Here is an 18,840-nt window from a genome sequence, read left to right on the forward strand (position 1 = left end):
CGCGGAGTCCCGCTCACCCCCCGCTCGGCGGGTCGACGGAGGACAGCCAGCGCACCCGGTCCTCCAGCCAGCAGCGGGCGGCGTCCTCCGAGCCGGTGCGCTCGACGACGAGGAGGTGGGCGAGCCGGGTCAGCGCGCCGACGAACCCGACCAGGACGTGCGGGTCGCGCAGCACGTGGGCGAAGGTCTCGTCCATCGCGCCCCGGTCCTCCCGCGCGGACGCGAGGACGTAGGCCGTGGCGAGCCGGTAGGCCTCCCAGTCGTCCACCGCGCCTCCGAGCGACCTCCATCGTCGACGAACGACCACGATAGTGGACGTGGTATGCCGGTGTCAGCGGTTGGCGGCGCGCGGATCGGAGACCCCGTCCTCGTGGCGACGGAGAGCGGCGGTGTGATGGCGGAGGGGATCGACGGGGTCGACGAGGGCCTGTTCGGGCCGACGTCGGTGACGTGGCGGGTCCAGCTCGAGCCCGTGCTCTGGGTCGCGGGCATGCGCGCGCTGCTGCTGCAGTCGCTGCACCCGCAGGTGATGCGCGCGACCTACCAGAACTCGGCGCTGTTCGACCCCAAGAAGGCGTGGCCGCGCTTCCAGCGCACGGTCGGCTTCGTCGGCACCCGCACGTTCGGCTCCCGCGCCGACGTCGAGACGGCCGCGAGCCGGGTGCGGCGCCTGCACGCGACGCTGCGCGGCACGGACGCCGACGGCACCGAGATCGCCCTCGACGACCCGGAGAACCTGCTCTGGGTGCACAACGCGGAGATCGACTCGTACGTCTCGGTGGCCCGGCGGGCCGGGGTGGTCGACGACGCCGAGGCCGACGCCTACGTCGCCGAGAGCGTGCGCGCCGCCGAGGTGGTGGGCCTCGACCCCGCGATCGTGCCGGCGTCGCGGGCCGAGCTCGGCGCCTACTTCGACCGCGTCCGCCCGCAGCTGCGGCTCACCGACGAGGCGCGCCGTGGCGTCGGGGGCCTGCTCACCCCGCAGCCGAGCGCGCCGACGGGGATCGCGCTGACGCTGTCGTCGATCGCCGCGCTCTCGTTCTCGACCCTGCCCCGCTGGGCGCGGCGGATGTACGGCCTGCCGGGACTGCCCACCACCGACCTCGGCGTCACCGTCGCCCTGCGCGCGCTGTACACGGCGTCGACGATCTTGCCCGACCTCCCCGCCCCGCCCGACATCGCCCGCGCGCGCCGCCTCGTCCGCGAGGCCCGCGCAGCCGGTTGAGGATCACGCTGGTGTCAGCGGCGTGGCGTCGCAGACACTGAACGTCAGTAACGCCACGCACTCGATCCGCCGGAGGAGCCCGTGCCCGTGACCGAGGCCTACATCGTCGACGCCGTCCGCACGCCCGTGGGCACGCGCAAGGGCGCGCTGGCCGACGTGCACCCCGCCGACCTCGGCGCGCACGCGCTGACGGCCCTGGTGGAGCGCACCGGCATCGACCCGGGCGCGGTCGAGGACGTCCTCATGGGCTGCGTGTCCCAGCTGGGCCCGCAGGCCGGGGTCATCGGGCGCACGGCGTGGCTCTCGGCCGGCTTCCCCGAGCACGTGCCCGGCGTGACGATCAACCGCGCCTGCGGGTCGTCGCAGCAGGCCCTGCACTTCGCCGCCCAGGCCGTGCTCTCCGGCACCCAGGACATGGTCATCGCCGCCGGCGTCGAGAACATGGCCATCGTCCCCATCGACGCCAACGCCGCCGTGCTCGAGCGCATGGGCACCCGCCGCGAGGGCCCGGGCTGGATCGAGCGCTACGGCGAGCAGGAGATCAGCCAGTTCCGCGGCGCCCAGCTCATCGCCGAGAAGTGGGACCTGCGCCGCCCGCAGCTCGAGGAGTTCGCCGTCGAGAGCCACCGCCGCGCGGCGCGGGCCACCGACGAGGGCCGCTTCACGTCCCAGATCGCCCCGCTGCAGGGCCTCGACCGCGACGAGGGCATCCGCCCCGACGCGAACGTCGAGAAGATGTCCGCGCTGCCGCCGCTGCGCGAGGGCTACGAGCTCACCGCGGCCGTCTCCAGCCAGGTCTCGGTCGGCGCGGCCGCGCTGCTCGTCGTCTCCGAGGACGCCCTGCGCACCCACGGCCTGACGCCGATCGCGAAGGTGACGACGCTGTCGGTGGTGGGGGAGGACCCGGTGTACATGCTCACCGGCCCGATCCCCGCCACGCGCGACGTCCTGCGCCGGGCGAAGCTGACGATCGACGACATCGACCTGTTCGAGTGCAACGAGGCCTTCGCCCCGGTCGTGCTGGCGTGGGCGCAGGAGACGGGCGCGCCGCTGGAGCGCACCAACGTCAACGGCGGCGCCATCGCCATGGGCCACCCGCTGGGCGCGACGGGCGCGATCCTCGCGACCAAGCTCGTCCACGAGCTGCACCGCACCGGCGGCACCCGCGGCCTGCAGACGATGTGCGAGGGCGGCGGCCAGTCCAACGCGACGATCATCGAGCGGGTCTGAGGGGTGGAGCTCCGAAACCGCGTCGCCGTCGTCACCGGGGCCGGCGGCGGCATCGGCCGCGCGCTGGTCGCGGCCCTGGCCGACGCCGGCGCCCGTGTGGTGGCCACTGACCTCCAGGCGCCCGACGTCCCGGGCGCCGCGGTGTCCCGCGCCCTCGACGTCACCGACCGGGACGCCACCGCGGCCCTGCTCGACGAGGTCGGGCCGGTCGACCTCTGGTGCGCCAACGCCGGCATCGCGGCGGGCACCGATCCGGTGGAGACCCCCGACGACCTCTGGGACACCGTCCTCGACGTCAACGTCCGCGCCCACATCACCGCCGCGCGTCTCCTGCTGCCCGGCTGGCTCGAGCGCGGCGAGGGCTACTTCGTCGCGACCGCGTCGGCGGCGGGCCTGCTCACGCAGATCGGCTCGGCGCCCTACGCCGTCAGCAAGCACGCGGCGGTGGCGTTCGCCGAGTGGCTGTCGGTGACCTACGGCGCGCGCGGCATCCGCGTCAGCGCGCTGTGCCCGATGGGGGTCGCGACGGCGATGCTCGAGGGCGCGGGGTCCGACGACACCTTCAGCTCGCTCGCCGCGAACACCGTGCGCGCGGCCGGTGAGGTGCTCTCGCCCGAGACCGTCGCCGCGGCCGTCGTCGAGGGGATCGGCCGCGAGGAGTTCCTCATCCTGCCCCACCCCGAGGTGCTGACGTTCTTCGCGCGCAAGGGCCAGGACTACGAGCGCTGGCTCGCGGGGATGCGGCGGCTGCAGGACTCAGCCGGCTGAGCAGCGCGCCCGCAGCGACTCGGCCTCGGTGCGCAGGTAGGCCTTGGTCAGCCCGGTGCTCAGGGCGCCGAACACCGCCGAGAGCCCCCGCTGGACGAGGGCGAGCGCGATGCGGGTGCCGCCGTCGGGCAGCACCGTCAGCTCGTGGGTGGCCCGCGTGCGCCCCGCCGCCGGCCCGCTGACCCAGGAGAACGCCTCGCCGGGCCGGACCTCGTCGACGGTCCACACGAGCACGGGCAGGCGGGGCTGGCGCACCCGGACACGGGTGCCCTCGGCGAGGGTGGCGCCGTCGAGGATCTCCACCCGGCGCATCGTCGGCGTCCACTCGGGCCAGCGTTCGACGTCGATCAGCACGTCCCAGACCTGCTGGACGGGTGCGGGGATGTCGGCGGTGCTCTCGTGGCGCACGGTGACGACGCTAGTGGGTCCGGGGCACCGTGTCGGTGGTTCCGCGCCCGGCGGTCCTCCGGCCACGATGCGGCATGCCCGACACCGTGGCGCTGGCCCGCGAGGAGCGCGCCGAGCTCGCCGACTTCCTCGCCACGCTCACCCCGGAGCAGTGGGAGGCCCCGACGCTCTGCCGGGGCTGGTCGGTGCGCGACGTCGCCGCCCACGTCGTCAGCTACGACGTCCAGGGCATGACGGGCTTCCTGCGGACGCTCGTCCTCGCCGGCCTGTCGCCGGACCGGGCCAACCAGAAGGCCGTCGACGCTCTGCACGACATGGACCCGTGGGGCCTGGTCGCCCTCCTGCGCCGCTACACGACCCCCGAGGGGTTCACGGCGCGCTTCGGCGGCCGGATCGCCCTGACCGACGGCGCGATCCACCACCAGGACATCCGCCGCCCGCTCGGGCTGCCGCGGACGATCCCGCCCGAGCGCCTGCGCGCGATCCTGGACTTCGCGATGATCGCGCCGCCGATCCACGTCGCCCCGCGCATCCGCGGACTGCGCCTGCGGGCGACCGACCTCGACTGGAGCCACGGGAAGGGCGCCGAGGTCACCGGACCCGGCGAGGCCCTGCTCATGGCCGCGGCCGGGCGGGCCGACGCCCTCGACGAGCTCGACGGCCCGGGACAGGGGACGCTCGCCGCCCGCCTCCGCGCGTGACCGTCCTAGGCTCGCGGGCGTGGACGTGCGCCTCTGGTTCGACCCGATCTGCCCGTTCTGCTGGATGACGAGCAAGTGGTTGCGGGTGGTCGCCCGGCAGCGGGACCTCGCGATCGAGTGGCGCTTCATCTCGCTGCGCCTGCTCAACGCCGGGGTCGACTACGCCGCGCAGTTCCCGCCCGAGTACGAGGCCGGCCACACCGCAGGGCTGCGGGGTCTGCGGGTCGCGGCGCGCACCCGCGAGGAGCACGGCCCCGAGGCCCTCGACCGGCTGCAGGAGGCCTTCGGGCGCCACGTGTTCGAGCAGGAGCCGGTGCCCGACACCGCCGATGCCCGCGAGACCCAGGGCAGCGACGCGTTCCTGGAGAAGGTGCTGACCACCGCCGACCTGCCGATCGGGCTCGCGACGGCCGCCGCGGACACCGCGTGGGACGCGGTGGTGCAGGCCGAGACCGACGAGGCCCTCGCGCTGACCGGCCGGGACGTCGGGACCCCGATCATCCAGGTCGACCCGCCCGACGGTCTCGCCTTCTTCGGCCCGGTGATCAGTCGCATGCCCACGGAGGAGCAGGCCGGCGAGCTCTGGGACCACGCCGTCGGCCTCGCGCGGTTCCCGGGCTTCGCCGAGCTCAAGCGCAGCCTGCGCGAGCAGCCGCAGCTGCCGTCGTTCGGGGTGTCGACCGACCAGGTCGGGATCACCGAGGACTGGCACGGCGGGAGCCGCCGCCAGCACCGCTGAGGCCTCACACGGCGCGCAGCTGGTAGTCGCCGAGGCGCTCGTCCCACTCCATCGTCACCAGGTCGCGGGCGCGGGCGGCGCGGGCGAAGGACAGGAAGTTCGAGAACCCGTAGCGCTTCTCCGAGAACCCCGGCTCGCGCTTGCGCATCTGGTCCTTCAGCCCCGAGAGCTGGGGCGACTGCAGGTCGCGGACCGTGCTCGCGAGCAGCGCGAACGCCTCGTCCTCGGCCGACGCGCCCTCGGGGAACGCCACCTCGGGGTCGCCCGCGGCCGTCCCCGGAGCGAGGGTGAGGACGCCGCGGTTCTCGAGGTGGCGCAGCAGCTCGCCGAAGCCGCGGAAGCCCTGGTCGCCCTCGTCGAAGGTCGGGTCCTTGCGCAGGATCGCCCGCTTGAGGGTGGAGGCGCGCACCGGCCCGTCGGTGGCCCGCGCGAGGCCGGCGAGCGTGCTGGTGACGACGGCGGCGAGGTCGGGGTCGTCGTCCGGGCTCGTCTCGGGCTCCGGTTCGGGTGCCGGCGCCGGCGTCGGGGCGGGGGTCGCCGGCCGGTGACGAGACGGCCGTGCGGGGACGGGACGTCCCTCGACGCCGGGCAGGCGGTCGTAGAAGAGGAACTCGTCGCACGCCGCGGGCAGCAGCGCCGAGGTCGACGACTGCACGCCGATGCCGATGACGCGCTTGTCCATCTCGCGCAGCTTGTGCATCAACGGGGTGAAGTCGGAGTCGCCGGTGCCGATCGCGAACGTCGTCACGAACCCGCGCTCGTAGGCCAGCTCGATCGCGTCGACGGCCATCTTGATGTCGGCGGCGTTCTTGCGGGAGCCGCCGATCCGCTGCGGGATCTCGATCAGCTCCACCTGGGCGCGGGCGAGCAGGCGGCGGTCCTCGTCGAACGCCGACCAGTCGCCGTACGCGCGCCGCGTCACCACCCGGCCCCTCTCAGCCAGCGCGTTGGCGACCGGCCCGAAGTCGAACGGCGTCACACCGAGCCCGTCGCGTGCTCCGATCGCGAGGTTCTCGTAGTCGAGGAACAGGGCAATGCGTTCGTCCTCCGGAGCCATCGGCGCAGCGTAGCGATGACGATTGCGTTGCAGACCTTGCGTGCTCGGATAGTACGTGCTCGGATTGAGGTTGGAGGTGGTCGACCGATGGACCAGAACCTGTTCAACGACATCTGCCTGCAGCAGCTCACGCTCTCGGGCGTGCACGAGGGCGAGACCGTCGCCGTGCTGACCCGGGGCTCCGACCGCGGGGAGTACGCCGACGCGTTCCTGTGGGCCGCGCAGCAGCTCGGTGCGGCGACCTTCCACCTGCGCCTCCCGCCGCCGGCCAGCGCGTCGGGCGCATGGGCGGTCGGGGACTCGGGTCTGGGGAACATCCCGCTCGCGGTGGAGGCCCTCAAATCGGTCGACATGCTCGTCGACTGCACGTTCCTGCTGTTCTCGCCGGAGCAGTTCGCGATCCAGGACGCCGGCACCCGCATCCTGACCGCCGTCGAGCCGCCCGAGCTGCTCGCCCGCCTCATGCCGACCACCGAGCTGCGCGAGCGCGTCGAGTACGGCGCCGACCTGCTGGCCAAGGCGCAGTCGATGCGCATCACCAGCCCCGCGGGCACCGACGTCACCTACCGCCTCGGCGTCTACCCGACGCTCTCCGAGTACGGCTACACCGACACCCCCGGCCGCTGGGACCACTGGCCGGCCGCGTTCGTGTTCACCGGCGGCGCCGACGACGGCGTGGACGGGCAGATCGTGCTCTCGCCCGGCGACGTGCTGCTGCCGTTCAACACCTACGTGCAGACGCCGGTGACGCTGACCATCGAGCAGGGGTTCATCCGGGACATCCGCGGCGGCCTCGACGCCGAGCTCCTGTCGTCGTACATCACGAGCTTCGACGACCCCCGCGGCTACGGCATGTCGCACGTCGGCTGGGGTCTCGACGAGCGCGCCCACTGGCACGGCCTGACGCAGTTCCCGGGCGGCATGGGCATGGAGCTGCGCAGCTTCTACGGCAACGTCATGTTCTCGATCGGCCCGAACAACGAGCTCGGCGGCCCGAACGACACGCCGTGCCACTTCGACATCCCGATGCGCGGCAACTCGCTGTACCTGGACGACGAGCTCGTCGTCGACAAGGGTGAACTGACCATCCCCGAGATGAAGCCCGTCGAGAAGCGATGACCGACCACCACAGAGATCATCACGTGGGGATGATCGTCCCGAGCTCCAACCTCACGATGGAGACCGAGCTCCCGCGGATGCTCGCCGCGCGCGAGCAGGTCATCCCGGACGAGCGGTTCGTCTTCCACGCCGCCCGGGCGCGGATGCAGCACGTGACGCCCGAGCAGCTGCAGGCGATGAACGCCCAGGCCACGCGGGCGGCGACGGAGCTCGCGGACGCCCGGCCCGACGTCGTCGCCACCGCCTGCCTGGTGGCGATCATGGCCCAGGGGCCCGGCTTCCACTGCACCGCGGAGGACGACATCACCGGCGCGCTGCGGGCCGAGGGCTCCTCGGCGCCGGTGGTGTCGAGCGCCGGGGCCCTGATCTCGGGCATCGCGGCCCTGGGGGCGAAGCGGGTGGCCATCGTGACGCCGTACATGAAGCCGCTGACCCAGGCCGTCGTCGACTACCTCACCGACGCCGGCGTCGAGGTCGTCGACTCCCTGTCGCTCGAGGTCCCCGACAACCTCGCGGTCGCCCGGCTCGACCCCGCCGACCTGCGGGAGCACCACAGGAAGCTGGACCTCTCCGGGGCGGACGCGCTCGTGCTCTCGGCGTGCGTGCAGATGCCGTCGCTGCCGTCGATCGAGGCCGTGCAGGACGAGGTCGGCCTCCCGGTGCTCTCCGCGGCGACGGCGACGACGTTCCGCATCCTGTCGTCGCTGGGGCTCTCCACGCGCGTGCCGGGGGCCGGCGCCCTGCTCTCGGGCTCCGTCGCCGACCCGGGGGACGTCACCCGCGCGGCCTGAGTCGGCGCGCCCGTACTGACCGAAGGGCACCTTCGCTCGGATAGATCGAGCGAAGGTGCCCTTCGGTCAGAGCAGTGAGCGCAGGGCCTCGCGGGTCGTGGCGAGGGCCGCCGCGGGGTCGTCCCAGAAGACCATGTGCCCGGTGCCCGGGACCGCGACGACCGTGGCGGCGGGGTTGGCCTTCGCCGCCTCCTCGGCCCCCTCGGCGGTGACGACGGGGCTGTCGCCGCCGTGGATGAGCACGGTCGGGGCGGGCACCGACGGCCAGGTCGCGAAGAAGTCCTCGGACTCGAAGCCGGCGTGGGTCGCGATGATGGCGTCGCGCGAGATCGAGCTCATCCAGTGCGCGCGCAGCTCCTGCTCGCGCCGCGGCCAGCGGGGCCACGACGACGCGACCTCGTCGGCGTCGGTGCCCCGACAGGCCTGGTCGAGCTGGCCGAGGAAGGCCTCCAGCGTCGTCGGGTACGGACCGCGGCCCGGGCCGCTCATCGGCGGGTCGACGAGCACGGTGCCGCGCAGGGCGAGGCGGGTGGCGGCGACGGCGGTGATCCGCGCGCCCATGGAGTGCCCGAGCACGAGCGGGCGCTCGAGGCCGAGCTGCTCGATCACCGCGGCGACGTCGTCGGCGTAGGTGTCGAGGTCCCAGGCGTCACCGCTGTCGGAGAACCCGCGCCCGCGCACGTCGAGCACGAGCGGGCGGACGAGGTCGGTGAGCTCGCGGGCCACGAAGTCCATGGCGATCGCCGGGCTCGTGATCCCCGGGACGATCAGCAGCGGCACCCCGTCCACCGGGCCGTGGTCGAGGACGTGCAGGCGGACGTCCCCCGAGCGCACCCAGCGGCTCACCGCGGCCGTCTCGGCGAGGTCGGCGAGCGCCGGCTGGGTCAGGACGCGCTGCTGCGCGGATTCGGTCACCGATCGGCCTTCCGGAAGGGGTCGTCGAGGTAGGCGACGGCGTCGTCGAGGTCGACGACGTCGGCGTACTTGGCCTGCAGGTCGTAGAGGGCGGCGTCGTGCGGGCCCCGCGCGCGGTCGCCGCAGCCGTCGGCGACGACGAGCGTGTCGAACCCGGACTGCACCGCGTCGACGGCCGTGGCACGGACGCAGCCGGACGTCGTCGCGCCGCAGACCACCGCCGTGTCGACGTGCAGGCCGGCGAGCAGGGCGGCCAGCGACGAGCCGTGGAACGCCGAGGCCCCCTTCTTGACGATCACGGGGTCCCCGGGGCGGACGTCGAGGCGCGGGTCGAGGGCGACCGCCTCGCTGCCGTCACGCAGCGCCCGCATCCCGGGGGCCTTGCGCAGCCACGCCACGGCGTCGCCGTCGGCCTCGGCGGGCGTGTAGCTGATGACGGTCCAGACGACGGGCACGCCGCCGTGGCGTGCAGCGGCCACGAGCCGGGACGTCGCGGCGACCTCGGCGGTCAGGTCCGCGCCGGAGGGGAACGCGGCCTCGGTGAAGCCGCGGGTGAGGTCGACGACGACCAGCGCCGGGCGCTCACCGCGGGGGACGGCGGCACCGAAGCCGGCGCGGTCGTAGACGGCGTCGGTGGCGGTGCCGTGCAGGGGGTCGTCAGCGGTCACGGCGCAGCTCCTCGATCAGCATCTTCTGGCCGCGCAGGCGGCCCAGCAGGTAGCCCTGGACGACGCCCACCCCGGCGGCACCCGCCAGCGCGGCCCAGCGGCCGGCATTGGGCGGCAGGAGCATGGCGAGCCCGTCGAGCGCCTGACCGTCGTCGGCGGGTGTGGCCGAGCTGGCGGATTTCCTGACCCTATCGGCGTGCTGTGTCTGATTTGTCAGCGTGGCCCCCACGCTGGCACTCCCGGTGCCGGGCGAGCCGTTCGCGAGCTCGCCGGCGAGGTTGCGGGCGAACTGGTCGAGCAGGCGGCTCGAGACCGTCGTGATCGCGCCCTTGCCGAACTGCGCGATCTTGCCGCGGATCAGCAGGTCGGTGTGCAGGTCGAGGGTCGAGCCGCCCTCGGCCTCGGCGACGGAGAGCACGACGTCCGCCTCGGCGTCGCCGGCCCCGTGGGCGTCGGAGGCGCGGGCGGACAGGCGCAGCGTGCGCTCGTCGGGCACGACCTCGGTGAAGCGCAGCGTGCCCGCGTAGGCGGCGCTGATCGGGCCGACCTTGACCTTCACGCGACCGCGGTACGCCTCGCCCTCCCGCCCCTCGAGCGTCGCGCCCGGCAGGCAGCCCGCGACCCGCTCGACGTCGTTGAGCAGCGCGAACACGTCGTCCGGGGCGGCCGGCACGGCGAGGTGGTTGTCCAGGATCACGACGGGACCTCCTGAGAACGCCGCGCGCACGCCGTCGCGTGCACCGCGTCGACGATGGTCTGGTAGCCGGTGCAGCGGCACAGGTTCGCCGAGAGCCCCTCGCGGATCTCCTCGCGATCGGCGTCGGGCGACTCCGCGAGCACGCCCTCGGCGAGCATGAGGAAGCCGGGCGTGCAGAACCCGCACTGCAAGCTGTGGTGGTCGGCGAACGCCTGCTGCAGGTCGGAGAGCGCGCCGTCGGTGTCGAGGGACTCCACCGTGCGGACGTCGGCGCCCTCGGCCTGCACGGCGAACACCAGGCAGGCGCGCACCGGGGCGTCGTCCATGAGCACGGTGCACGCCCCGCACACCCCGTGCTCGCACCCCACGTGGGTGCCGGTGAGGCGCAGGTCGTGGCGCAGGACGTCGGCGAGCGTGCGGCGCGGCTCGACGACGACCTCCTCCTCGGTGCCGTTGACGGTCAGCGTCAGCAGGTGCGGGTCGTTCACGGCCTCTCCAGGGCGTCGGCCACCACGCGGGGGTGGATCGGCGTGGTGTCCAGCTCGACGCCGGTGTGGCGCAGCGCGTCGTTCACGGCGTTGAGCACGGCCGCGGGCGCGCCGATCGTGCCGCCCTCGCCGGCGCCCTTCGCCCCGTTCTCGGTGAACGCGCACGGCGTCTCGAGGTGCGAGATCGACACGTCCGGGATCTCGGTGGCCGTCGGCACCAGGTAGTCGATGAACGACGCCGCCGACGGCTCGCCGTGGCCGTCGTAGGTGACCTCCTCGAACAGTGCCCCGGCGATGCCCTGCGCGATCCCGCCGCGGCACTGCCCGTCGACGACCTTCGGGTGGATCACCACCCCGCAGTCCTCGACGCACACGTAGCGCAGGATGCGGACCGCCCCGGTGCCCGGGTCGGCCTCGACCACCACGGCGTGCGTGGCGTTGGAGAACGTCCCGTCGCCGGGCACGTCGAAGCTCGCCGTCGCGGACAGGGTCGGCTCGACGTCCTTGGGCAGCAGGTGGCTGCGCAGGTAGGCGACGTCGGCGATCTCCTCGTACGACAGCCGCCGCGACGGGTCGTCGAGCTGGACCACGCCGCCGTCGCCGTCGAGCGCGACGTTGTCCGGGCGGGTCTCGAGCAGGTGGGCGGCGATCCGGCACAGCAGCTCGCCCAGGCGCTCGGAGGCCAGCGAGACGGCCGAGCCGCCGATCGTCACCGACCGCGACGCGAACGTGCCCCACCCGTAGGCGATGCGCTCGGTGTCGCCCTGGCGCAGCTTGACGCGGGCGACGTCGATGCCGAGCCGGTCGGCGACGATCTGAGCGAACGTCGTCTCGTGCGACTGCCCGTGGTTCATCGTCCCGCTGGTAACGACGACCGCGCCGGTGGTGTCCATCCGGATCTCGGAGAGGTCGAAGCCCGGGACCACGGTCATCTTCCGCTTGGCGAAGGCCTCGGAGCCGTAGCCGGTGCGCTCGGAGAAGCAGCAGAAGCCGATCCCGAGGTGCCGCTCGCCCGCGTCACGCAGCGCGTACCAGCCCTCGTCGCGGATCGTCGCCTCGGCGAGGTCCAGCGACTCCTGGTAGGTGCCGGGGTCGTAGGTGACGGCGTTGACGCCGGTGTAGGGGAACTCGGTGATGACGTTGCGCCGGCGCACCTCGACCGCGTCCAGCCCCAGCTCGCGGGCGGCGCGCTCCATCACCCGCTCGATCGCCATGACGTACTGCGGGCGGCTCACCCCGCGGTACGGCGCCGTCGGGGCCTTGTTGCTGGTCAGCGCCCGCCCGCGCACGCGGTAGGCGGGCACGCGGTAGACGCTCGGCATCTCCGCGGACGCCATCAGCGGCTCGATGCCCGCGGTGAAGGGGTAGCAGGAGTAGGCGCCCATGTCGCAGACGACGTCGACGTCGAGGGCGGTGATGTGCCCGTCGGCGTCGAACGCCGCGCGCGTCCGGTAGGTCTGCTCGCGGGCGAGGAACCCGGCGGTCAGCGCCTCGCGCCGGTCCTCGATCCACTTGACGGGACGGTGCAGCCGCTGTGCCACGGCGGCCACCGCGACCTCCTCGCGCCCGACCACGCACTTCTGCCCGAAGCCGCCGCCCATGTCGGGGACGGTGACGCGCACCGTGCGCTCGGGAACGTCCAGGCAGCGCGCGACGAGCGTGCGGACCTGGTGGGGGACCTGCGTGCAGGTCTGGACGAGCAGCTGGTCGTCGCGGGCATCCCACGACGCGACGACGCCGCGCGTCTCGAGCGGGAGCGCGTTCTGCCGGCCGCTGCGGGTGGTCACCTCCACGGTGACGTCCGCGTCCGCGAACGCCTCGTCGACGCCTGGCGTGTCGAACATCGACACGTCGAGTAGCACGTTGCCGGCGGCCTCGTCGTGGACCAGCGCGGAGCCGCGCAGCGCGGTCTCCTCGTCGACGACGGCGTCGAGGACGTCGTACGAGACGACCGCGGCCTCGATGCCGTCCTCGACGGCGTACGGGTCGCGCGCGATGACGATCGCCAGCGGCTCGCCGACGAACCGGACCTTGTCCTTCGCGAGGATCGGCATCGCCGTCGGCGTGAACTCCTCGGCGGGCCGGTCGAGCAGCGCGACGATGTCGCCGAGCGCCAGGTCGCGGGCGTCGTAGGCGGCGACGACGCCGTCGACCACGCGGGTGGCGGTCAGGTCGATCGCGGTGACGTGGGCGTGCGCGACGGTCGCGCGCACGAAGCCCGCGTGCAGCATCCCGGGCAGGGTGATGTCGTCGACGAAGCGCCCGCGGCCGGTGAGCAGGCGCGGGTCCTCGTGGCGGGGGATCGAGGCGCCGACCCAGCGGCCCCGGCGTCCTTCGAAGCGGGGCTCGGTCGGCGCGGGCAGGTCCGTCGCGGTCATCGCGCAGCCCCTCGACAGGCCTGCGCCACCAGCGTGCGCGTCAGCCGACGGCGGTAGGCGGCGGTGGTGGTGGCGTCGTCCGGGGGATCGACCGCCGCGGCGGCCGCGTCGGCAACCGCGGCCCACAGGGCATCGCCCGCCTCGCCGGCGAGCGCAGCCTCGGCCTCGGGCACGCGGACCGGGGCCGGCGCGACGCCGCCGAGGACGACGCGCCCACCCGTCACGGTCGTGCCGTCCAGGTCGAGCGCCACGGCCGCGTCGACGATCGCGAAGTCGCCGTGGCGGCGCGCGAACTCGCACAGCGCGGCGTGCGGCGCGGGGCGGGTGAAGCGGACCTCGACGACGACCTCGTCCGGATCGACGGCGGTGGCGTAGAAGCCGTGGAACAGCTCGCCGGCCGGGATCCCGCGGCGCCCGCCGGGGCCCTCGGCGACGACGACGGCGTCGAGGAGCAGCGCGAGCAGGCACCACTCGGCGGTGGCGTCGCCGTGCACGAGGCTGCCGGCGACCGTGCCGCGGCTGCGGATCGGCAGGTGCCCGACCCAGCGCATGGCGCGGGAGAGCACGGCCCACTCCGGAGGGAGGTCGGCCTTCTCGACGGCGTGGTGGGTGACCAGGGCACCGAGGGTCAGGGTGCCGTCGGAGGCGTCGATCGCCGTCATGGCCGGGACCCGGCGCAGCGGCCCGAGGTCGACCAGCGCCGTCGGGCGCGCGAGCCGGAAGTTCATCATCGGCATGAGGCTCTGGCCGCCCGCGATGACCTTGGGGTCCTCGCCCGCCGCGGCGAGGTCGACGAGCAGCGCGACGGCGTCGGCGACGTCGTGCGCGCGGTGGTAGGTGAACGCGGCGGGCTTCACGTCGCGGGCCTCCCTTCCGTGGAGCGTTGTGGCGAAGGGCACCCTCGGCCGGTCTAGCCGACCGAGGGTGCCCTTCGCTCGAAACGGGGAGCGCGGTCAGGCCGTGGTGCGCTCGCTGCCGGTGGCCTCGACGGCGGGCTGGTCGGGCACGTCGGTGGTGATCCGGTCGAGCTCGCGGCCCGCGGTCTCCGGCGCGCCGACCCACATGAAGATCACGGCGCCGACGACGAGCACACCGAGCAGCGTGAAGGTCAGCGGCAGGCCCAGCACCGGCCAGAGCACGCTGCCGAACAGCAGCGGGGCGAAGCCGGTGATCGCGCGGCTCGAGGACGACGCCCAGCCGAAGCCCGACGCGCGCAGCTCGGTCGGGTAGAGCTCGGAGACGTAGGCGTACATGACCGGGATGACGATCAGCGCGAAGAGGCCGAAGGCGCCGATGGCGACGATCGCGAGCGTCGGCGTGCCGAGCAGCAGCGAGAACAGGACCAGGGTCGCGGCCGCGACCGGGCCGGCGATCGCGATGACCCGCTTCCGGCCGTACTTGTCGACGACGAGCACCGAGATGGCGACACCGACGATGCCGAGCGCGTTCATCAGGGTGGTCGAGGCGAAGGCCGCGATCTCGCCGAAGCCCTGCGCCCGCAGGATCGAGGGCATCCAGCTCAGGGCGGCGTAGTACACGAGCATGACGGCGATGAACAGCGACCACGCCACGGCGGTGATCTTCGGGTTGAAGGCCCAGACGCGGCGCAGCTGGTCGACGGCCGCGGCCCAGGCGCCGCCGCGCTTGTCCTCGGCCACCGGGGCCGGGATGACGTACGGCTCGGGGGTGGCGCCGGTGCGGGTGACCATGTCGTCGATGACGGCGCGGGCCTCGGTCTCGCGGCCCATGCGGGAGAGGTAGAGCGGCGACTCGGGCACGCCGCGGCGGATCCAGAACAGCAGGAGCGCCGGCAGGATCATCAGCACGAGCATCCAGCGCCAGTTGCCCTCGACGGGCACGAGCAGCGTCGCCGAGACGCCGGCGAGTGTCGCGCCGATCGGCCACCACCCGTCCATCGCGGCGAGCACCCGGCCGCGCTGCTTCTTGGGGGAGAACTCGCTGACGATCGCGTAGTCGACGGGGATACAGCCGCCGAGGCCGACGCCGGCGAGGAAGCGCAGCAGCAGGAAGATCTCGATGTTCGGCGAGAACGCCCCGAACACCGAGAACAGCGCGAAGATCAGCAGGGTGATGCTGAAGGCCTTCTTGCGGCCGATGCGGTCGGCGACCGTGCCCCAGGCGACGGCGCCGACGGCCATGCCGATGAGGTTGGCGGTGGCGACGAGGCCCCGCTGGGCCGGCGAGAGCCCGAACTCGGTGCCGATCAGCGGGGTGAGGAACCCGTTGAGGGCGACGTCCCAGGCGTCGAACATGTAGCCGAGGCCGCCGATGAGGAAGATCTTTCCTTGGACGCCCCAGCGCCAGGGAAGATCCTGGACGATCTGGTCTCCGGTGCGCATCTGTTCGCTCCCGTCGCGGGTGGTGGGGGGTGGTGTCGCGGTCCGCGCGTCAGCGGGCGAACTGGTAGTGGATCGACTCGGTGTCGTGGTCGCGCAGCGGGCTGCCGTTCCACAGCCAGTCGTAGGAGACGTCCGACTCGCCGTCGAAACGGCGCAGCTTGTCGTCGCGCTCGCGCTGCTCGGGGCCGTCGGGCAGGTGGTAGAACGCCATGTTCTGCAGCGAGGCGTCCTGCACCATGCCGGCGTGCTTGGCGCGCCGGTCGACGTAGCGCACGAGGGCGCCGTCGATGTCGTCGCGCGTCACGCGGCCGAGCTCCTCGGCGAGCACCGCGGCGTCCTCCATCGACTGCGAGGCGCCCTGGGCCTGGTACGGGAGCATCGCGTGGCAGGCGTCGCCGAGCAGCGCGACGCGGCCGTCGACCCACACCGGGTCGCGGCGGCGCCGGTACATCGCCCACAGCGAGACGTCCTCGGGCTTGGCCTTCGAGAGCACCGTCGGGACGCGGTCGTCCCAGTCGGCGAAGTCGGCCGCGAGCTGGTCGGGGGTGGCGGGGCCGCTCCAGTCGCGCGCGATCGTGTCGGAGCACGGCACGATCGCGACGACGTTGAGGTACTGGCCGCCGCGGATGACGTAGTGGACGAGGTGCTTGTCGGGGCCGTACCAGATGGTCGAGTGGTAGCGGTCCATGAGGAAGCGCGTCGCGGGGTCCGCGGCCACGAGCTCGCCGGGGATCAGCGCGCGGTAGGCCATCTCGCCGGAGAACACCAGGGAGTCCTCGAAGCCCGCGAGGTCGCGGACCGCGGAGCGGATGCCGTCGGCGCCGATCAGCACGTCGCCGGCGAAGCGGCGCCCGTCCTCGGCGACCGCGACGGGGCGCCGCGGGTCGGTCCGGTCGAGCTCGGCGACCTTGGCGCCGGTGTGCAGCGCGACCACCGGGCCGGGGCCCTCGGGGTCGGCGCACGCGTCGAGCAGGACGCGGTGCAGGTCGGCGCGGTGGTAGTGCCAGTACGGGGCGCCGTACTGGTCGATCACCCGCTGCCCGAGGGGGAGCTGGGCGATGATGCTGCCGTCGGCCCAGCGGCGGCGGACCTGGTCCTCGGGCTGGGTGCGGATCGCCTCGAGCTGGGCGCGCAGCCCGAGCCCGATGAGGATGCGGCTGGCGTTCGGCGCGGTCTGGATGCCGGCGCCGATCTCGCCGAGCTCGGGCGCGGCCTCGACGACGGTGACGCGCAGGCCGCGCTGGCGCAGCGACAGCGCGGCGCACAGGCCGCCCAGACCTCCCCCGACGATGGTGACCTCGAACGACTGGCTCGCCATCTGGCCGCCCTCCCGGTGTGGTGCTCGCGTTCGGCTGCGTTCAATCCGAGCACGTACTATCCGAGGACGCAATAGCCTGCCGTGTCCGGAGACACGGCCGTAACAGATCGCAGGCGCAGGCATGGGCCGTTCAGGCTACGGAGGAGGGCTCACCACTCGTCGCGATTGCTCCGCGTGCGCGGACCCTCCGGACCCACCGCCCGCGAACGGGGACTTCCGGCGCAAAGAAGCAGCGAACGGCGCGTTCGCTGCGTCCTTCACAGCTCGCCCTGCTCCGCGACCTGCTCCCACTCCCGGCCGAGGTCGTTGAGCAGCGACGCGAGGTGCGGGCGCTGCTCGGCCGGGCAGCCGGCGAGCAGCGCCTCGTCGAGCGCACGCGCCCGGCGGTTGGTCTCCGCCAGTGCCTCGGCGCCCTCGTCGGTCAGCGTCAGGACCTTCGCCCGCGCGTCGTGCGGGGCCTCGTGGCGCGCGATCAGGCCGCGTCGCTCCATGCGCCGGCAGACGTCGGCCATCGTCGAGGTGTCCAGGGCGACGGCGCTCGCCAACGCCGTCTGGTCGGCGTCCGGGTAGGCGCGCACCGCCGAGAGCACCGCGAACTGCGGGCCGGTGAGCACCGAGTCGACGTGCTTGGTCCAGGCGGCCAGGTAGGCCTGGTAGACGCGCCGGGCGCCGTAGCCGGGGGCCGCGACGAGGTCGGCCGGGGGATCGAGGCGGACGCGGCGCCGGGCCGTCGCGGCGGTGTCCTTCGGAGCCGTGGCCCCTGCGCTCGTCGCCACCGTCTCACCCCGTCCGTCGCGCCCCCGGTGACCCTCGGGTCACTCCCGCCACCCCGAATAATACGTGCTCGGAACGAACGGAGGGGCTCGACGCAGGTCACACCGGGAGGGCGGCGAGGCCGACGACGTTGCCCTCGGGGTCGGCCAGGTGCCCGACGACCAGGCCCGACGGCGCCGCCGCCGGCCCGAACACGCGGCGCCCGCCGAGCTCCTCGGCCCGGGCGAGTGCGGCCTCGACGTCGTCGACGGCGACGTAGAACAGTGTGCCCGGGGTGTACCCCGGACCGCCGGCGACGCCGCCCGGGATGCCGCCCTCCGGAGCCGTGAAGTGGTACCTACCGGGATCGGAGATGCCCTCGGCGACGGTGCTCGGCTCGTCGAAGTCCCAGGCGAAGAGCTCGCCGAACCAGCGGCGCAGCGCCTCCGGGTCGCGGCCGGTGATCTCGAAGTGGACGACGGGGCGTGCCATGGCGGTTCCTCCGGGTGCCGGGTTCGTTCGGTCTAGGAGGTGGTGACGCGCCGCGAGCGACGGACTCATCGCTGCGGTGTGGAACTCGTCGTGCGCGAGCCCGGTGCGGCGCGGCCCGGGGAGCATCGTCGGGCTACCGGACGAGCGCTCCCCGCGGGTCACGTCCGAGCCAGCCGACGAGCCGCTCGTAGGGCGGGGCGTCGTCGGCCACCGCGACCGGCGGACCAAAGGGGATCGGCCCGCCGCGGGGCTCAGCGGGCAGGACCCGGTGGGCGGTGTCCTCGACGGCGAGGGCGAGCTCGTCGTCGAGGCCCGCGGTGTGTCCGGTCGCGGCGCCGAGGTCCCACGCGTGCACGGTGAGCTCCTGGACGTAGCCGAAGCCGACGAACCGGCCGGGCATGGTGCCCCACGGGACGGTGAGCACGCGGTCGAGCACGGCTCCGTCGTGCAACCACACGCTGTCGATGTCCGCGCGGGCGGCGGCGATCTCGGCGACGTGGGTGCCGGGGGCGACGGCCGGGGCGGACTCGATGTCCCCGAAGTGCCCGCCCGCGCCCACGTGGGCGATGCGGCGGTGCACGCCGACGAGGTGGTCGAGCAGCGTGCGGACGTCCCAGTCGTCGCACGGGGTCGGGCGCTCGAGTGCCGCGGTTTCGGTGCCGGCGACCAGCGCGCCGATCTGGTCGAGCGCGCGGGTGAGCAGGGGGCGGGGGTCGGGCTGTGCGGTCATGGT

The 18,840-nt window shown here is 73.8% G+C and carries 21 protein-coding genes; 7 read left to right on the plus strand and 14 right to left on the minus strand.

The genetic code is table 11. The annotated features are described in order from the left end of the window. Positions 1-13: 13 nt before the first annotated feature. On the minus strand, positions 14-268 hold the full coding sequence (locus WCD41_RS02270; RefSeq protein ID WP_337711752.1) for a hypothetical protein: 255 nt from the start codon (positions 266-268) through the stop codon (positions 14-16). Between the two features lie 126 nt (positions 269-394). On the opposite strand from WCD41_RS02270, the gene WCD41_RS02275 reads away from it, so the two are divergent. The 3 genes from WCD41_RS02275 to WCD41_RS02285 all read left to right on the plus strand — a co-directional run bounded on the left by WCD41_RS02275 (position 395) and on the right by WCD41_RS02285 (position 3,223). Continuing rightward, positions 395-1,225: an oxygenase MpaB family protein gene (locus WCD41_RS02275; RefSeq protein WP_337711753.1), complete on the plus strand. Its 831-nt coding sequence runs from the start codon at positions 395-397 to the stop codon at positions 1,223-1,225. A gap of 87 nt (positions 1,226-1,312) precedes the next feature. Then, on the plus strand, positions 1,313-2,455 hold the full coding sequence (locus WCD41_RS02280; RefSeq protein WP_337711754.1) for an acetyl-CoA C-acetyltransferase: 1,143 nt from the start codon (positions 1,313-1,315) through the stop codon (positions 2,453-2,455). A gap of 3 nt (positions 2,456-2,458) precedes the next feature. Then, a complete protein-coding gene (locus tag WCD41_RS02285; protein WP_337711755.1) occupies positions 2,459-3,223 on the plus strand; it encodes an SDR family oxidoreductase in 765 nt (254 codons plus the stop codon). On the opposite strand, the gene WCD41_RS02290 is transcribed toward WCD41_RS02285, so the two are convergent. Beyond that, positions 3,212-3,631 carry an SRPBCC family protein gene (locus WCD41_RS02290; RefSeq protein WP_337711756.1) on the minus strand — a complete coding sequence of 140 codons (420 nt, stop codon included), beginning with the start codon at positions 3,629-3,631 and terminating at the stop codon, positions 3,212-3,214. The genes WCD41_RS02285 and WCD41_RS02290 overlap by 12 nt on opposite strands. A gap of 74 nt (positions 3,632-3,705) precedes the next feature. Between WCD41_RS02290 and WCD41_RS02295 the strand changes: the two genes are divergently transcribed. Both WCD41_RS02295 and WCD41_RS02300 read left to right on the plus strand, forming a co-directional pair. After that, positions 3,706-4,332, plus strand: a complete 627-nt coding sequence (locus WCD41_RS02295) for a maleylpyruvate isomerase family mycothiol-dependent enzyme (protein WP_337711757.1) — start codon at positions 3,706-3,708, stop codon at positions 4,330-4,332. Between the two features lie 19 nt (positions 4,333-4,351). Beyond that, a complete protein-coding gene (locus WCD41_RS02300) occupies positions 4,352-5,071 on the plus strand; it encodes a mycothiol-dependent nitroreductase Rv2466c family protein (protein ID WP_337711758.1) in 720 nt (239 codons plus the stop codon). Positions 5,072-5,075: 4 nt separating this feature from the next. Here the strand turns inward: WCD41_RS02300 and WCD41_RS02305 are convergent, their stop codons facing one another. Continuing rightward, positions 5,076-6,128 carry an NYN domain-containing protein gene (locus WCD41_RS02305; protein ID WP_337711759.1) on the minus strand — a complete coding sequence of 351 codons (1,053 nt, stop codon included), beginning with the start codon at positions 6,126-6,128 and terminating at the stop codon, positions 5,076-5,078. A gap of 87 nt (positions 6,129-6,215) precedes the next feature. Between WCD41_RS02305 and WCD41_RS02310 the strand changes: the two genes are divergently transcribed. Together WCD41_RS02310 and WCD41_RS02315 are read left to right on the plus strand one after the other, a co-directional pair. Next, positions 6,216-7,247, plus strand: a complete 1,032-nt coding sequence (locus WCD41_RS02310; protein ID WP_337711760.1) for a 2,5-dihydroxypyridine 5,6-dioxygenase NicX family protein — start codon at positions 6,216-6,218, stop codon at positions 7,245-7,247. Further along, on the plus strand, positions 7,244-8,038 hold the full coding sequence (locus WCD41_RS02315) for a maleate cis-trans isomerase family protein (RefSeq protein ID WP_337711761.1): 795 nt from the start codon (positions 7,244-7,246) through the stop codon (positions 8,036-8,038). The genes WCD41_RS02310 and WCD41_RS02315 overlap by 4 nt, the downstream gene beginning before the upstream one ends. Positions 8,039-8,104: 66 nt before the next feature. Here the strand turns inward: WCD41_RS02315 and WCD41_RS02320 are convergent, their stop codons facing one another. The 11 genes from WCD41_RS02320 to WCD41_RS02370 form a co-directional block, all read right to left on the minus strand. After that, positions 8,105-8,953 carry an alpha/beta fold hydrolase gene (locus WCD41_RS02320; RefSeq protein ID WP_337711762.1) on the minus strand — a complete coding sequence of 283 codons (849 nt, stop codon included), beginning with the start codon at positions 8,951-8,953 and terminating at the stop codon, positions 8,105-8,107. After that, positions 8,950-9,621, minus strand: coding sequence for an isochorismatase family protein (locus tag WCD41_RS02325; RefSeq protein ID WP_337711763.1), 672 nt, complete (start codon positions 9,619-9,621; stop codon positions 8,950-8,952). The genes WCD41_RS02320 and WCD41_RS02325 overlap by 4 nt, the downstream gene beginning before the upstream one ends. After that, positions 9,611-10,318, minus strand: coding sequence for an SRPBCC family protein (locus WCD41_RS02330; RefSeq protein WP_337711764.1), 708 nt, complete (start codon positions 10,316-10,318; stop codon positions 9,611-9,613). Before WCD41_RS02330 ends, WCD41_RS02325 begins: the two co-directional genes overlap by 11 nt. Beyond that, entirely contained in the window at positions 10,315-10,806 is a 492-nt protein-coding gene (locus WCD41_RS02335) for a (2Fe-2S)-binding protein (protein WP_337711765.1), read from the minus strand. The genes WCD41_RS02330 and WCD41_RS02335 overlap by 4 nt, the downstream gene beginning before the upstream one ends. After that, positions 10,803-13,184 (minus strand): xanthine dehydrogenase family protein molybdopterin-binding subunit, encoded by a 2,382-nt coding sequence (locus WCD41_RS02340; RefSeq protein ID WP_337711766.1) that lies wholly within the window; start codon positions 13,182-13,184, stop codon positions 10,803-10,805. Before WCD41_RS02340 ends, WCD41_RS02335 begins: the two co-directional genes overlap by 4 nt. Further along, positions 13,181-14,041 carry an FAD binding domain-containing protein gene (locus WCD41_RS02345; RefSeq protein WP_337711767.1) on the minus strand — a complete coding sequence of 287 codons (861 nt, stop codon included), beginning with the start codon at positions 14,039-14,041 and terminating at the stop codon, positions 13,181-13,183. Before WCD41_RS02345 ends, WCD41_RS02340 begins: the two co-directional genes overlap by 4 nt. A gap of 96 nt (positions 14,042-14,137) precedes the next feature. Continuing rightward, positions 14,138-15,544, minus strand: a complete 1,407-nt coding sequence (locus WCD41_RS02350; protein WP_337711768.1) for an MFS transporter — start codon at positions 15,542-15,544, stop codon at positions 14,138-14,140. A gap of 49 nt (positions 15,545-15,593) precedes the next feature. After that, positions 15,594-16,862, minus strand: a complete 1,269-nt coding sequence (locus tag WCD41_RS02355; RefSeq protein WP_337711769.1) for an FAD-dependent monooxygenase — start codon at positions 16,860-16,862, stop codon at positions 15,594-15,596. Positions 16,863-17,119: 257 nt separating this feature from the next. Continuing rightward, the gene (locus WCD41_RS02360) at positions 17,120-17,638 is read right to left on the minus strand and encodes a MarR family winged helix-turn-helix transcriptional regulator (RefSeq protein WP_337711770.1); all 519 of its coding nucleotides are present in this window, start codon (positions 17,636-17,638) and stop codon (positions 17,120-17,122) included. 97 nt (positions 17,639-17,735) lie between these two features. Beyond that, positions 17,736-18,107, minus strand: coding sequence for a VOC family protein (locus WCD41_RS02365; protein ID WP_337711771.1), 372 nt, complete (start codon positions 18,105-18,107; stop codon positions 17,736-17,738). A gap of 133 nt (positions 18,108-18,240) precedes the next feature. Next, positions 18,241-18,837: a TIGR03086 family metal-binding protein gene (locus WCD41_RS02370; protein WP_337711772.1), complete on the minus strand. Its 597-nt coding sequence runs from the start codon at positions 18,835-18,837 to the stop codon at positions 18,241-18,243. Positions 18,838-18,840: the final 3 nt, after the last annotated feature.

This window comes from Actinomycetospora aeridis (assembly GCF_037400275.1).
In the GTDB taxonomy this organism is placed as follows: Bacteria; Actinomycetota; Actinomycetes; order Mycobacteriales; family Pseudonocardiaceae; genus Actinomycetospora; species Actinomycetospora aeridis.